This is a genomic window from Paraburkholderia phymatum (assembly GCF_040965635.1).
GTDB classification, from domain to species: Bacteria; Pseudomonadota; Gammaproteobacteria; order Burkholderiales; family Burkholderiaceae; genus Paraburkholderia; species Paraburkholderia phymatum_B.
On the sequence record NZ_JBFRCH010000036.1, the window covers coordinates 32,545 to 46,583 of the forward strand.

At 59.3% G+C, this 14,039-nt stretch carries 13 protein-coding genes; all 13 read right to left on the reverse strand.

Annotation, left to right across the window (positions count from 1 at the left end; translation table 11 throughout):
• Positions 1 to 233: 233 nt before the first annotated feature.
• Positions 234 to 434: a hypothetical protein gene (locus AB4Y32_RS33855; protein WP_368725483.1), complete on the reverse strand. Its 201-nt coding sequence runs from the start codon at positions 432 to 434 to the stop codon at positions 234 to 236.
• 16 nt (positions 435 to 450) lie between these two features.
• The gene (locus AB4Y32_RS33860; protein ID WP_368725484.1) at positions 451 to 615 is read right to left on the reverse strand and encodes a LacI family DNA-binding transcriptional regulator; all 165 of its coding nucleotides are present in this window, start codon (positions 613 to 615) and stop codon (positions 451 to 453) included.
• A gap of 66 nt (positions 616 to 681) precedes the next feature.
• Complete coding sequence (locus tag AB4Y32_RS33865) at positions 682 to 1,026, reverse strand: hypothetical protein (protein ID WP_368725485.1); 345 nt, start codon at positions 1,024 to 1,026, stop codon at positions 682 to 684.
• A gap of 215 nt (positions 1,027 to 1,241) precedes the next feature.
• Positions 1,242 to 4,295 carry an efflux RND transporter permease subunit gene (locus AB4Y32_RS33870; protein ID WP_368725486.1) on the reverse strand — a complete coding sequence of 1,018 codons (3,054 nt, stop codon included), beginning with the start codon at positions 4,293 to 4,295 and terminating at the stop codon, positions 1,242 to 1,244.
• A gap of 11 nt (positions 4,296 to 4,306) precedes the next feature.
• Entirely contained in the window at positions 4,307 to 5,458 is a 1,152-nt protein-coding gene (locus tag AB4Y32_RS33875; RefSeq protein ID WP_368725487.1) for an efflux RND transporter periplasmic adaptor subunit, read from the reverse strand.
• A gap of 109 nt (positions 5,459 to 5,567) precedes the next feature.
• Positions 5,568 to 7,166 carry an efflux transporter outer membrane subunit gene (locus AB4Y32_RS33880; protein WP_368725488.1) on the reverse strand — a complete coding sequence of 533 codons (1,599 nt, stop codon included), beginning with the start codon at positions 7,164 to 7,166 and terminating at the stop codon, positions 5,568 to 5,570.
• Positions 7,167 to 7,380: 214 nt separating this feature from the next.
• On the reverse strand, positions 7,381 to 7,980 hold the full coding sequence (gene cysC / locus AB4Y32_RS33885; RefSeq protein WP_209938033.1) for an adenylyl-sulfate kinase: 600 nt from the start codon (positions 7,978 to 7,980) through the stop codon (positions 7,381 to 7,383).
• A 202-nt stretch (positions 7,981 to 8,182) separates the two neighbouring features.
• Complete coding sequence (gene nodU / locus AB4Y32_RS33890) at positions 8,183 to 9,901, reverse strand: nodulation protein NodU (protein WP_368725489.1); 1,719 nt, start codon at positions 9,899 to 9,901, stop codon at positions 8,183 to 8,185.
• 12 nt (positions 9,902 to 9,913) lie between these two features.
• A complete protein-coding gene (gene nodS, locus AB4Y32_RS33895) occupies positions 9,914 to 10,543 on the reverse strand; it encodes a nodulation methyltransferase NodS (RefSeq protein WP_368725490.1) in 630 nt (209 codons plus the stop codon).
• 89 nt (positions 10,544 to 10,632) lie between these two features.
• Positions 10,633 to 11,223 (reverse strand): NodA family N-acyltransferase, encoded by a 591-nt coding sequence (locus AB4Y32_RS33900; RefSeq protein WP_342937492.1) that lies wholly within the window; start codon positions 11,221 to 11,223, stop codon positions 10,633 to 10,635.
• Between the two features lie 214 nt (positions 11,224 to 11,437).
• Positions 11,438 to 12,193, reverse strand: a complete 756-nt coding sequence (locus AB4Y32_RS33905) for a sulfotransferase (protein WP_368725491.1) — start codon at positions 12,191 to 12,193, stop codon at positions 11,438 to 11,440.
• Positions 12,194 to 12,291: 98 nt separating this feature from the next.
• Positions 12,292 to 13,083 carry an ABC transporter permease gene (locus AB4Y32_RS33910; protein WP_342944288.1) on the reverse strand — a complete coding sequence of 264 codons (792 nt, stop codon included), beginning with the start codon at positions 13,081 to 13,083 and terminating at the stop codon, positions 12,292 to 12,294.
• Positions 13,084 to 14,016, reverse strand: a complete 933-nt coding sequence (gene nodI / locus AB4Y32_RS33915; RefSeq protein ID WP_342944304.1) for a nodulation factor ABC transporter ATP-binding protein NodI — start codon at positions 14,014 to 14,016, stop codon at positions 13,084 to 13,086.
• Between the last annotated feature and the right edge of the window lie 23 nt (positions 14,017 to 14,039).

Here is a 14,039-nt window from a genome sequence, read left to right on the forward strand (position 1 = left end):
ATCGTTCCCAGATCCTCACCGACGACTCGCTCGTCAAGCGGGTGACAAATTGTGGGCCGCGCGCAGCCGAACCATTAGGAATGCAGATAGATAGTTGGAAAGGAGAGACTCGTAGGGTGACAGCATTCTATGAATCCACCATACTGCGGGAGCAGACACCGGCCGCTCGCACGGCAAGTGTCAGCGAGGACGATCGCCCGAGCTTGTGACACCCGGTCACTCAGGAAGCCGTGCTACGCGACCGCGAACAACGCCTGCCGCACAACAACAAGCGCACGCATGGCGCCGGCACCGCATGGAGGGTTTTCCACGATCACGGCAGTCGGTCGCGCATTGCATGAAAGAATACGCGTCATTCCTTCGAATCTGCTGGCGCGGCTGAGCGTACCTTCGATCATGTAGCGCGCGTCTACGGGCAGACCGGCGGCGGCCATCGCGTCAATGTAGCCCTTACGCGCCCGTGTTGTGTTCGGTATTGGGGCGGTAGCCGACGCTCGCCGCAACCGCAACGGCTCCCTCACTTGTGCGCTCACTCACTCCCGGGTGGCCGTTGAGCGCACGGCTGACCCGGGTTCGCGACATTCCAAGCTTGTGCGCAAGATCTTTGAGTTTCATCGCGTGTCCCGGTCTTGCCGCTGTCCCGCCAACCTGTCGGGGCCACAGACCCCGTAGCGCGACGCGTCAACCTGCAACCCCTGCCATCATCAAGTGCATGGACGGGCATCGGGTCAGAGATCTCCCCGATCTGGCAGGAACAGAGCGATCTGCTGCATTGCCGACTGGAAAGTCTTCCTCGACCAGCTTCCATTCGCCAAGCGGATGATCGGCAATCAGATCGTGCGTGCCCTTCATCGACTCGGACATGCGCTTGCGGCAATACGTCGGCTCGATATGGTCCTTCGCGGTGCAGAACAGGCAGTACCAGCGGCCCTGATGCTCGAAGACCTGCGGTACTTCCAGTTGCCCGAACACTTTCGAGCGGAACAGCGGCGGGCGCAGCGATCTATGCTCGAGATCGCGCGACATCGCATGCCCGCGCACGCCGCGTCCGATCGCTGGGCCCACGGGCTCTCGTGTGATGAACATCATGTGCCAACGGTCGCCGTTCGGGGCTGCGAAGACTCGGGAGGCGCGGAAGGCCTAGTCCTCCAATACATCTGCTTCAGGCGGCTGTACCAGTAAGGATCGGTGTTCAGCATCCGATTGTGCACGAATCGTTCCCACCTGTGCAGATTGTCGGATCAAACTGCACCCGTTTGGTTCGACTTCAGGTGATGGTCTGCGCCCAACAACATATACATGGCGGGCACGACGAAGAGCGTAAACAGCGTGCCGATCGACAGCCCCGTGAAGATCACGAGCCCCATCGCATTGCGGCCCGCCGCGCCCGCGCCCGATGCGATCACGAGCGGCAGCACGCCCAGCACCATTGCAGCCGTCGTCATCAGGATCGGCCGCAAGCGCACGCCGGCCGCTTCTTCGAGCGCCTCGCGCTTGCCGCGTCCCGCGCGTTGCAGTTCGTTCGCGAACTGCACGATCAGAATGCCGTGCTTGCTGATGAGGCCCATTAGCGTGACGAGACCCACCTGCGTGTAGATGTTGAGCGTCGAGAGTCCCATGTTGATGAAGATGAGCGCGCCGAACAGCGCCATCGGCACCGACACGAGAATCACGACAGGATCGCGGAAACTCTCGAACTGCGCGGCGAGCGCGAGAAACACGATGATCGTCGCGAACAGCAGCGTGATCACGAAGCCGCCGGACTCCTGCACGAACTGCCGCGACAGGCCCGAATAGTCGGCCGTATAGCCCGTCGGCGCGACGTCGGTGGTGGCCTTGCGCAGGAAGTCGAGCACTTCGCCCTGCGAGATGCCCGGCGCGAGCACGCCGGAAATCGTCGCTGAATTGAGCTGCTGGAAGTGATTGATCGACTCGGGCACGATGGTCTGCTTCAGATGCGTGACCGTCGATGCGGGAATCACGCTGCCATCGGGCGTGCGCAAATAGTAGTCGAGCACTTGCGACGGGTTCAGCCGGTCCGTTTGCAGCACTTGCGGAATCACCTTGTACGAGCGGCCCGCGATCGAAAAGTAATTGACGTAGTTGCCGCCGAGCGCCGCGCCCAGCGTCTGCCCGACATCGCTTTGCGACAGGCCGAGCGAAGCGACCTTGTCGCGGTCCACGAGCAGCACGCTTTCCGGCTTGTCGATTTTCAGGTCGCTGTCGACGAAGAAGAACATGCCGCTTTCGCGCGCTTTTTGCAGCACGGCTTGCGACACTTCATTGAGGTTCTCGAACGGCTCCGTCGTGCTGATGACGAACTGCACGGGCAACCCTTGCGCGCCCGGCAGCGGCGGAAACTGGAACGCGGCGACGCGCGCGCCCGCAATGCTGTCCCACTTCTGCTGAAGCTCCTTCTGCAATTGTGTCGCGCCCTTCTTGCGCTTGTCCCACGTCTTGAAGAGCACGCCACCAAAGCCCTGGTTCAGTGTCGGCGCGCCCGTCAGCTGGAACATCTGCGAGTACTCGGGCAACTGCTTCGAGATATCGAACACCTGGTCCGCGTAGGTCTGCATCTGCTGGATCGTCGCGTTCGGCGGCCCCTGGATCTGCGACAGCACGATGCCCTGGTCCTCCTGCGGCGCAAGCTCCGATTTCGACGTCGTGAAGAGGTACACGGTGCCGCACAACAACAGCGCGCCCATCACGATGAACACGGGCCACGTGTCGAGCATCGCATGCAGAAGACGCCCATAGCCGCGATGCACGCGCTGGAACTGCCGGTCGACGAAGCGCGCGAAGCGGCCCGACTCCTGATCCGTGCGGAAGAAGCGCGAGCACATCATCGGCGATAGAGACAGCGCAATCACGCCCGATACCGTCACGGCGCCCGCCAGCGAGAATGCGAACTCGGTGAAGAGCGCGCCCGTCAGTCCGCCCTGGAAACCGATCGGCAGGTACACGGCAACCAGCACGACCGTCATCGCGAGAATCGGTCCGCCGAGTTCGCGCGCGGCGATCAGCGCGGCTTCGAAGGGCTGCTTGCCTTCCTCCTTCATATGCCGGTCGACGTTCTCGACCACGATGATCGCATCGTCGACGACGAGCCCGATCGCGAGCACGAGCGCGAGCAATGTCAGCAGATTGATCGAATAGCCGAGCAGTTGCATCACGAAGAACGTGCCGATCAGCGAGAGCGGCATCGCGATCACGGGCACGATCACCGCGCGGAAACTGCCGAGGAACAGGAAGATCACGACCGTCACGATCAGCAGCGCTTCGACGAGCGTCTTCACCACTTCTTCGATGGCCGTGTTGATGAAGTCGGTCGCATCGTAGACGATGTCGCCCGTCATGCCTGTCGGGAACTGCTTCTGCAGGTCCGGGAAGATCGTTCTCACGCGCTTCGCGACGTCGAGCACGTTCGCATCGGGCGCCACCTTGATGCCGATGAACACCGAACGCTTGCCGCTGAACGCGACGTTGAAATCGTAGTTGTCCGCGCCGAGCACCACGTTTGCGACATCTTCGAGGCGCACGATCGCGCCGTTCTTCTGCTTGACGACGAGCTTCTTGAAGTCGTCGACGGAATGCAGGTCCGTGCCCGCATTCAGATCGACGCTGATCATCTGGCCTTTGGTCGTGCCGAGCGTCGCCAGATAGTTGTTGTTGCCCAGCGCCGTGGAGACGTCGGCGGCCGTGACGTTGTGCGCGGCGAGCCGGTTCGAATCGAGCCACGCGCGCAGCGCGAACTGACGGCCGCCGAGAATTTCCGCCGTCTGCACGCCCTGGATCGAATCGAGCTTCGGCTTCACGACGCGCAGCAGATAGTCGGTGACGTTGTTGCTCGGCAGCACGTCGCTGTAAAAGCCCACGTACATCGCGTCGGTGGTTTGGCCCACCTGCACGGTCAGCACCGGCTGCTGCGCTTGCGGTGGCAACTGGTTGCGCACCGACGCAATCTGCGTGTTGATCTCCGTCAGCGCGCGATTCGAGTCGTAGTTCAGGCGCAGCGTCGCGGTGATCGTCGAGACGCCCGCGCTGCTCTTCGACGACATATAGTCGATGCCCTGGGCCTGCGCGATTGCGGATTCGAGCGGCTGCGTGATGAAGCCGGCCATCGTGTCTGCGCTCGCGCCGTAGTACGACGTCTTGATCGTCACCACGCCGTTTTCGGTCTGTGGATATTCGCCGACCTTCAGCGCGGAGAGCGAACGCAAGCCGAGCACGAGGATCAGCAGACTCACCACCGATGCGAGCACCGGGCGTTCAATGAAGATGTCGGTGAATTTCATCGGGTGGCCTCTTACTGTTCCTGAGGCATCGGATTCGGGTTGTCCGCAGGCAGCACGCGGTTGTCGATCACGAGCGGCGTGCCGTTCTTCAGCTTCAACTGGCCGCTCGTCACGACCTGCATGCCTTCGCTGATGCCCTTGAGTATCGCGACCTGATCGCCGCGCGTCGGCCCTGGCGTGACGAACACCTGCTGTGCGACGGGCATCATCTTGCCTTGCGCGTTCTTTTGCGCGCCGGGCTTCACGACGAATACGGTTGCGCCGTACGGGTTATAGGTGATCGCCGTTTGCGGCAGGGTCAGATAGCGCTGCACGGTGCCCGCGTCGATCTTCACGTTCGCGTACATGCCGGGCAGCAGCTTGCGCTCGCGGTTGTCGACGGTCGCTTCGATCTGCACGTTGCGCGTCGTGTTGTCCACGCGCGGATTGATCGAGCGGATCTTGCCGTCGAACGTGCGGTTGCTGAACGCATTCGTATCGACGACGATGGCCTGGCCGACCTGCAATTGCCCGAGCTGCTGTTGCGGCAGGTAGAAGTCGGCGCAGATCGGGTCGATGGCTTGCAGCGTGACGATCGCATCGCCCGGATTGATGTACTGGCCCGGGTTGACCGTCGTGATGCCGACGCGTCCCGCGAAGGGCGCGCGTATCGTTTTCTTTTCGACGAGCGCGGCCTGCTGATCGACCTGGGCTTTCTTGCTCTTCAGATCGGCGGCATCGGCGTCGAGTTGCGCCTTCGCGATCGCCTGAATGTCGAACTGAGCCTTGTCGCGCTTATAGACGGTTTGCGCGAGTTCCGCAGCGGCTTGCAGCGACGCGAGCTGCGCGCGGTCCGAATCGTCGTTCAGGCGCACGAGCACCTGGCCTGCCTTCACCTCCTGGCCCGAGCTGAACGCGATCTCGCGCACGAGCCCGGCCACTTCCGTCGTCACGTCGACGCCGCGCACCGCGCGCAGGCTGCCCACCGCGGCAAGCTGCGGCTGCCACGTCTGATAGCCCGCAACAGCGGCCGTGACGGTCGCGGGCGGCACGGCATTGCTCGCCATGAACTTTTTGAGCATGTGCGCCCTGAACAGATTGAAGCCGACAAGCGCGCCGAGCAGTACGCCCACGCAGATCAGCATGATGATCATCCGCTTGATCATCGGTCTTTTCGTTGTCATCGTTTCGTCCTTGCACGGCAAACTGCTGAGGTACTGATGAGGCACAAACCAACTCGTCCGGTGGCGCTGCCGTCCGCTCGCATGCGACCCGCGGCTATTGCGAAAGGATTCACTGCGGCCTGGCAGACGCCGGAGCGGCCGCCGGCGTGGCCTGGGCTGCCTGACTTGTCGCCGTGTCGTTCCACCAGCCGCCGCCGAGCGCCTGGAACAACGCCGCCGTGTCCGCATAGCGCGCGGCCTGCGCCTGCGCGAGATTCACTACGGTCTGCTGGTACTGGCGCTGTGCATCGAGCAACGCCAGATAGCTGACGCCGCCGATGCGAAACTGGCCGCGCGTCAGATCGAGCGAATCGCGGGCCGCGCGCCATGCTTCCGTTTGCGCGCGCAGGCCCGTGGCATCGTGTTCGAGCGCGCGCAACGTATCGGCGACGTTCTGGAACGCGAGCAGCACCGTCTGCCGATATTGCGCGTTGGCCTGATCGAAGGCGGCTTCGGCTGCGCGCTTTTGCGCGCTCAGCTGTCCACCGTGAAAGATCGGCTGCGTGACGCCCGCGCCGATGTTCCAGATCATGTCCGCGTACTTGAGTAGGCCCGCGGGCGTCAGCGCCTGCGGGCCGTAGCTCGCCGACAGCGTGAGCTGCGGATACATGTTCGCCGTCGCCACGCCGACCTGCGCGCTCGCCTGATGCAGCGTGGCGTCGGCGGCGAGGATGTCGGGCCGCTGCCGCACGAGCGACGACGGCACGCTGACGGGCAAGCTCTGCGGCAGCGTGAGTATCGCCAGTGTGAACTCGGGCACGCCCGTGTCGCTGGGCGGCTTGCCCGCGAGCACGGCGAGCTGGTGGCGCGTCTGATCGAGCGACTGGCGCAACGGCGGCAACGTCGCGCGCGTCTGCGCGACGAGCGTTTCCTGCGAGAGCACGGCGGCACGGCTCACGCCGCCAAGTTCGAACTGCTTGCGCAACACGCCGAGCTGCGCGTCCTCGTCGGTGGCGATGCGCTCGGTCGCTTCGATCTGCTCGCGCAGCGACGCTTCCTTGACGGCCGCCGTCACGATGTTCGCCGACAACGCGAGATACGCAGCCTGCAACTGAAAGCCCTCGTAATCGACCTGCGAGCGCAGCGATTCGAGCTCGCGCCTCGCACCGCCGAACACATCGAGGTTATATGACACGCTCACCGATGCGTTGTACAGATTCAGTATTCTATGCAGACCGGGCTGACCGAACGTGACGCCGTTGAATTTCTCGCGTGTCGCGTTGGCCTTCGCATCGACGGACGGATACAGCGTGGTGCCCATTTGCGCGCGCAGATTCTCGCTGGCCTGCCTGAGCGCCGCTTGCGCCGCGGCGACGTTGGGACTGTTGGCGAGCGCTTCGCGGATCAGCGCGTCGAGCGGCTCGCAATGAAAGAGCGTCCACCATTGGGCGGGAATGTCCTGGCCGGTCACGAACTGTTGGGGCACGCCCGATGCGCCCGGCGACGACGCCGTTTGATCGGGCAGCGGCGTGGGTGTGTAGGTTTCGGTGGCGGGCGGCGCGGGCGTTTGGTAATCGGGACCCAACACGCAACCCGACAGCGAACAAAACTGTGAAAGCAGGACTGTAACCAGTGCGATGCGCGCGCAAACGCGATGCGCAATGCGGCGCCGAAATGCACCACTAAATTGCCGATGCAATCGGCTGCGACCAACTGCGGTTGACGTCATGGAACACCTATCCACCTTCCACCTTAGTTCGCGTGAGCGGCGTGTTGTCAAAATTGCGGATGCAGAACTTATCCGTCCCCGCTGCGCTGGTCTTCCTGCGAGGCGGTCAATGTAAGCATGAGTGACTTCATTTGGAGCGATATTTGGCTCGCCTCCGCAGCGAACTTCGGGCGCGCATATCTGATAACAGGTTGCGAACATCCTTCGCGCGTGGTCAATGCCTGTCAAGCCAGTTCAAAACAATTTCGACACCCTCATTAATCGACAGCAAACAAGTGTCGATGAAGACGTCTGGTGCCGTCGGCTGTTCGTACGGCGAGTCGACGCCGGTGAAATGTTGGATTGCGCCACGTCTCGCGAGCCGATAGAGCCCTTTGGGATCACGAGCCTCGGCTACGGCCAAAGATGCGTGGACATGAATTTCAGCGAAGTTATGCTTCCCTGCGTTGGATTTGGCGAGTTCTCGGTCCGAGCGGAAGGGGGAGATGAGGCACACCAGTACAACGATGCCGGCGTCAGCCATCAATTTTGCAACTTCCGACACGCGCCGTACGTTCTCGTGTCGATCCTCATCGCTAAAGCCGAGGTCCTTGCAAAGACCGAGCCTGACGGAGTCGCCATCGAGAGTGTAGGTGAGGCGGCCGGACGCATGAAGACGCGCCTCAACCCTGTCAGCGATAGCCGATTTTCCAGACCCGGACAGACCGGTGAACCACAGAATGGCGGGCGTTTGTCGTAGCAACCGTCGTCTAGACTCAGGATCAATGCGAAAGTCGTGTGCGTAAAGATGTGAAGTCGATGCCTCGTTCGTCATACACGCCTACGTAAGCGGGTTGGGATGGTTGCTGGAATTCGGGTCCGCGCTCAAGCATTGCAGCAGTGTGACGTCAGTTGAACGTGGACGATCAGGAAATGGACATCCACGGATCTGCCGTCGACGCGGCAGGTTGCCGCCTATCATTCAAGGCCCAAGCGCGACGAATCGGAATATTCCGAGCGGTGCAGTCGTTTTCCACTCATACTGGTGCACAGCATGCGGGTTCGTCGGTTGACGATGGCAGGCCGTTCCCGCGTGCCTTGCTCAATAGAAGACCGTCGCACCATACATGTTCGACGCGTCCCCATTTACAGGCTGAAGCAGCGTCCGGGAAGAAGCCTCGCCCGTGATGATTGGCGCTGGTGTTGCAGAGCAATGGAAGACCTGTGAGCTTTTCGTATTCGATCAGCAGTTGGGCTACCGGATGCTCGGAAGTTCTTGCGATCGTCTGCAATCGAGCCGACCCGTCGAGGTGCACAACGGCAGGAACCTTGTCCTGCCATTCCGCGCGCGTCTGATGATCGAACAGCATGTAGGGGTCTGGAGTGCCGGGGCAAAATACGGCAGGAGCACGGTCTTCGAGGCATATTGGTGCCACGGGGCGGAAATGCTCTCGATACTTGATATCGTTGAGGATAGCCTTCATAGCGGGCGAAGTCGCAGCGGCCAGGATGCTTCTGGCACCCAATGCCCGAGGCCCCAGCTCGGCGCGGCCGGCAAGAAAAACGACGGGTTCATTATCCGCGAGTATCCGGGCGAGTTCCGCAATGGAGCAAGGAGACGCCGTCCATCCGGCCGGCACGTCGCCAGTTTTCACGGCTGGTCCGCTATAGACCGACCATTCCAACGGTACGAAGCCTTTGTCCGCGGCCATCGCGCAACAAGCGGCGCCAATCGCCGATCCACTATCATTCGGAAAGGGCGGGACCCAGATTGCGTCGAACAAGCCACTCGCACGTAATGCGCTATTCCATTTGATGTTGAGTGCGCATCCGCCAGAGATACACAAATTTCGCGGCCCCGGAATCGAATGTCGCTGGAGCGCCATTCCCATTTCGTGAACGAGAAGACGCTCAAGGAATACATGAAAGGAGACGAGTACGTCTTCGTGAGGCTTGGTCTTTAGTTGTGGCAGGCTTGCTTCGAAGAAGTCGCGTACAGCTGCGAGCGATGTTTCCGGAAGATGGACATTCTGGCGGTAATTTCGCGCAATTTCCGTATCGCCGGCAAAGCGTTCCTGGTAAAGCCGATGAAACTCAGTGACGATGTCTTCATCGAGGGACCCGAGCGCGATATATGCCATAAGCTTGCCGGCCACGCCAAGATCCCACTCCGCGCCGTCCGCCTTCTTATAGGGCCCAAAATGATGACCTGCCGCAGCGTATATTTGGCCGATGACCGGAAACAGGCAGTCAACGAGGCGCGCTCCGTGGCGTTGTACGTGGTACAGCCTCGGCACCATTCCACCATCCCAGACCAGGCACAACGCGGGCTGCCCGCTCCGCGCGAACGGGCTGGTGCAGTACGCGGAGGCAACATGGCCTGACACATGAGGATAGCTTTTATATGTACGTGACGCTCCGCCGACCAGCAGTCCGGTGCCGTCGACCGAGGCAAGAAGATGGTCTACTTTGCGTTCGATATAGGGGGCGCCATTTAGGCTGACCAGCGTGGAGCCACTGACCATCCGAAACTGTGACTCCACTTCGCCGTCCCAGCCGTCGACAACAAACTGGTCTATATCTTCGACACGCAAGCCACCTTCGCTCAATGCGGCCGCAACTGCATCCAGGTTCTCGATTTTTTGGTATCGCGGGTTGTTTTCCCGCTTCTCCTGTTCGATGCAAAAAACGAGTTTTCCATCCTCGACAACGGCGATTGCTCCGTCGTGTGTCAGCTTGAGGCCACAAATGCGCATAGTATCCCCTACTCAAAGAGGGTAATTGGGTTGAGGCGAAAGGAAAGCCCGGTTCCGGAAGCGCGCGAGCAGACAGTCTTCATTGGGCGACTCACCGACGCACTCCACGCGCTCAACTTCGGTCAGTTCTTCTTTCAGAATTTCCAAGACCGTTTCTGCACCGGCAAGGTGTCCCCACCGCCGGCAACTGGCGTCACGCGCCGACCCGAATATCAATCGGCCACCAGGTACAAGCATCCGTACGAGATTGCGAATAGCGGCGCGCACCTCCTCGATGTTGCCGAGGTAATAAAGGACTTCCGCCACTACGATCAGATCGAACTTGTCGAGGGTCAAAAAATGCTGTACGTCTGAAACAATCCAGACCGTGTTCGGTGGCTCCTTCAGACGTTCGCGTGTTTTCGAGAGCGCTTGTGGCATAACGTCGATAATGGTGAGCCGTTGGCAATGAGGTGCCAATCTTTCCGTAAACGCTCCTCCCGCGCATCCGACTTCTAACGCGTTGGAGACAGATCCGTCGACGAGTGACATTCGGAGCATTTGCTCATGGCGTTGGAGTTCGAAGGGATTACTGTCCAGTTGCCACGGGTCGTCCGCGTCCAATTCTCGACGCAGTAATTCAAAATTCGTTACATTTCTCAATTTGGTCTACCTTACTAGTAGTCCACTACAACGTCGTTGTACGACGCGCTATGCGGGACGCGTCGCTTTCCGGACAGAACCGGCGTGCCTCACAGCTCGGGTCCGTTGCGCTCGATGGCGGCGCCGTCGGGCCACTCGCTCAGCGGGCTACCGATCGGCAAAATCACAGCCAGCACGTCTTCAATGCGCGTAGGAGGTAAGTCAAGGTGAACGTTTGGGAGCGTTGATCGCACGCGCACCCCATCCAAGATTGTCCCCATTCCATTCCGAAACAATCTGGCAAAGTGATTCTTTAAGGCATGCCGGACTGTGCCAAACGCAAATGGGACGCGGAGTTCTTGCAGCACTGGATATATCGCGCGGATCGAATGACCGATTCCGAACCCTTCGAGATCCGGACGCACCCCATACAGTCCCAATTCGGCTACAAGTACATCGACCGAGCCTACCTTGATGAAACGACGAAGCGATCCCATGTGAGCTGCAACACCCCTCGAATCGTAGGCGATGGCGCGGAGTTCGGGCCGCGCACCGGCCCAACTTCGGCCACCCTCGAACGGTTTCGCGTTGAAAGCCCCGGTCGGCCCATACGTCGTTCGGAAGAATCGGGCCAACTCGATGTGATCGGTGAGTTCAAGCTCATTTTCCCAGCACAATCTCCACTGCACTTTTGAGGACATGCACAGTTACCTCGTTTTGACGCGTTCATCGCCTGCTGCGCGAGCGGCCAGACATACCGATGGTGCGCATCAGTTTTCTATGGCTATAAGGGAACGCAAGGATTAATCAAACCGATCATTCGTTAGCTAAACAGATCTCGCTTAGAGACAAGACGACACTTAAAATGATCTGTCAACAGGCGGGTTATACGATCGAGTTATTCGTAAGGGGTGTTTAAAAATCGATCTTCCCACCTTCGAAGAGGCTCTCGTACTGCCCGCCTGCGAAGTGACGCTTCAACTCCTCAAAATTGAGTACCGTTTGTTCCAGTGGCCTCACTTCCTGACGTTGAAGGGCTGTGCTGCCAGAGTATGGACGCACAGGAATTTCGAGGAAAGACCAAACCGCTTGCAGACATGAAGCAGGATTGTCCAGCAGACTTTCATACTCGACGGTAAGAATGTTCGCTGGTGCGAATGAGTCCATCACCAGTCGGTGGAAATCGTCAGCAGCTTTGAGATAGTCCTCACAGTCTTTAATTTTCAAGGTTACCTGAGGAGGCGGACCGGAGTCGTTGCCTGCGCCAAACTTTAACCATTGACCACTTTGCCTTGCCTGCACCAACGATCGCAGTGATTCCAATGTATTTCTGCGGATCACAAGCATCACCTTGAGGTATGGCCATCTAGCCAACTCATCAAAGAACCCAGGACGTTCCTGAAGCTGAGGTTGGTTGATCTTGCAACCGACGTGTGTGATCGCGTTCTTTCCGGCTCTGGCGGGATAGTGTAGATAGGCGAGTTCGAGGAGTTCGTGATCGGTAAGTAGCAAGCGTTTGCGATTGTGCCAGATCGCGTCGTAAGGATTGAGCAACTCGCCATTGCTTGATACGTTGCGATGTTCGTTTAGCAATTCTTCAAGATAATGTGTGCCCGTCCTTGGCATCCCGAGGATTACAAACGGATTAATTATCAGCATGGGGTGGGTCATAGCGTATCTTCAACAGAATCGGAAGCGATGGTTCTAAAAACTGATTCCTGTCTAGTTCATTACAAGATCTGATCCTGCTCGGTTTCCAATCATCTGCGTCAAGATAGGAGACGTCGGCGAAACAGTACTGCCGACAGAAAGAATGGCAAGACTGTGTAGACGCAAAGCGCAATCACATGCAGACCGATTCCGGCGGCTGGGCGCGCAAGCATCGCAGGGCGGATGAGTTCAACGGAATGTGTGAGCGGCAAAAATCGCGCAAGCTGTCGAAATGCACCTGGAAGATGGGCGACCGGAAAGACGACACCGCTCAGAAAAAGCATGGGTGTCAGAACAAGTGTTTGATAGAAGATAAAGTAATCATAACTCGGCGCGATCGCGATGAGGACCATGGCAATACTCGCGAAGGCGAGGCCAGTTAAGATAACGACAGGAATGACATAAAGAATGCCCGGAAAGGCCGCATAGCCCAGCGTCGTGGCAACCGCCGTAACAGCCGTGCCGGCCAAAAGGGCTTTTGTTGCTGCCCAAGCCAATTCACCGAGAACGACGTCGCCGATCGTGAGTTGAGTACACAAGACTGCTTCCCACATGCGCTGAATGTGCATGCGAGCGAAAGTCGCATAAATCGTTTCGAACGTCGCGGAAGTCATTGCGCTTGTCGCTACCATTCCAGCCGCCAAAAAGGCTACGTAAGAAGTGCCTTCGATGCGGCCTATCATTATTCCCACGCCGAAACCCAATCCAAACAGATACATCATCGGGTCCGCAAGGTTACCGATAAGCGAAACGAGTGCAGTTTTTCGCCACGCCAGATAATTGCGGCGCCATACCATGCGCCAGTTCCAAGTGTTGGTGGGCATAGTCATCGTGAATAGTTCACGCATCATCTAGTCCTTCATATCGCGTCCGGTCAACCGAAGAAACACGTCTTCCAGGTTTGCGGGACGTTGCAGAACGCGCAGACCCGTTCGCTTGCACAACTGCATGCGCACCTGTTCCAGATCGGCTGCATAGCAAAACAGCGTCTCGCCGCTCACCTCCGTGCGCTGCGCGTATGGCTCGAGCAATGCACGCAGTTCGTGCGAATCGCCGCCATATATCTCCAGCACGTGGCTCCCAATTTGTTCCTGGATTAGCGCATGAGGGGCACCTTCCGCAATGCTGCGTCCTTTGTCGATCACGCAGAGCCGATCGCACAATCGTTCGGCCTCTTCCATGAAGTGAGTGGTTAGAAGGATTGTCTTGCCGCGCGCAAGTAGAGAGCGCAAGCGGTCCCAGACGAGGCGGCGCGCATGTGGATCAAGGCCGGTCGCAGGCTCGTCCATTACCAGCAGTTGTGGGTCGTTGATAAGTGCCCGGGCGATGGTCAACCGACGCTTCATGCCGCCGGATAATTCTGAGACGCGCGCGTGAGCCTTGCTCTCCAAGTGCGCGAATTCAAGCAGCGACGGAATCACCGCTTCGACTTCGCCCGCGCTCATGCCAAAGTAGCGCCCGAATATCTGCAGGTTCTCGCGGACCGTAAACCCGGGCTCAAGGTTGTCAAATTGCGGAACTACACCGATACGCCGCCGTGCCCGACGTGCGCGTACGGGCACGGGCTCTCCAAGGACAGTGATAGCACCTGCGTCAGGCGACGCCATACCGAGGATCATGCGCGCGGTCGTGCTCTTGCCTGCGCCGTTGGGTCCCAGCAGGCCAAAGCATTCGCCCTGCTCGACGCGAAATGAAAGTCCGTTAACGACCTGTTTGCCGTCATATAACTTTCTCACGCCAGTAAACGTTATCGTTGCAGCAGCCATTGAACGGAAGGTCGAAATGTGGCTTTGTTAAAAGAAGAGCG

What these genes read in the sequence shown, in the direction of transcription:
- AB4Y32_RS33855 (WP_368725483.1), bottom strand. Translation starts at nt 434, where the DNA reads ATGGCCGCCGCCGGTCTGCCCGTAGACGCGCGCTACATGATCGAAGGT.
- AB4Y32_RS33860 (WP_368725484.1), bottom strand. Translation starts at nt 615, where the DNA reads ATGAAACTCAAAGATCTTGCGCACAAGCTTGGAATGTCGCGAACCCGG.
- AB4Y32_RS33865 (WP_368725485.1), bottom strand. Translation starts at nt 1,026, where the DNA reads ATGTCGCGCGATCTCGAGCATAGATCGCTGCGCCCGCCGCTGTTCCGC.
- AB4Y32_RS33870 (WP_368725486.1), bottom strand. Translation starts at nt 4,295, where the DNA reads ATGAAATTCACCGACATCTTCATTGAACGCCCGGTGCTCGCATCGGTG.
- AB4Y32_RS33875 (WP_368725487.1), bottom strand. Translation starts at nt 5,458, where the DNA reads ATGACAACGAAAAGACCGATGATCAAGCGGATGATCATCATGCTGATC.
- AB4Y32_RS33880 (WP_368725488.1), bottom strand. Translation starts at nt 7,166, where the DNA reads ATGACGTCAACCGCAGTTGGTCGCAGCCGATTGCATCGGCAATTTAGT.
- cysC (WP_209938033.1), bottom strand. Translation starts at nt 7,980, where the DNA reads ATGACGAACGAGGCATCGACTTCACATCTTTACGCACACGACTTTCGC.
- nodU (WP_368725489.1), bottom strand. Translation starts at nt 9,901, where the DNA reads ATGCGCATTTGTGGCCTCAAGCTGACACACGACGGAGCAATCGCCGTT.
- AB4Y32_RS33900 (WP_342937492.1), bottom strand. Translation starts at nt 11,223, where the DNA reads ATGTCCTCAAAAGTGCAGTGGAGATTGTGCTGGGAAAATGAGCTTGAA.
- AB4Y32_RS33905 (WP_368725491.1), bottom strand. Translation starts at nt 12,193, where the DNA reads ATGACCCACCCCATGCTGATAATTAATCCGTTTGTAATCCTCGGGATG.
- AB4Y32_RS33910 (WP_342944288.1), bottom strand. Translation starts at nt 13,083, where the DNA reads ATGATGCGTGAACTATTCACGATGACTATGCCCACCAACACTTGGAAC.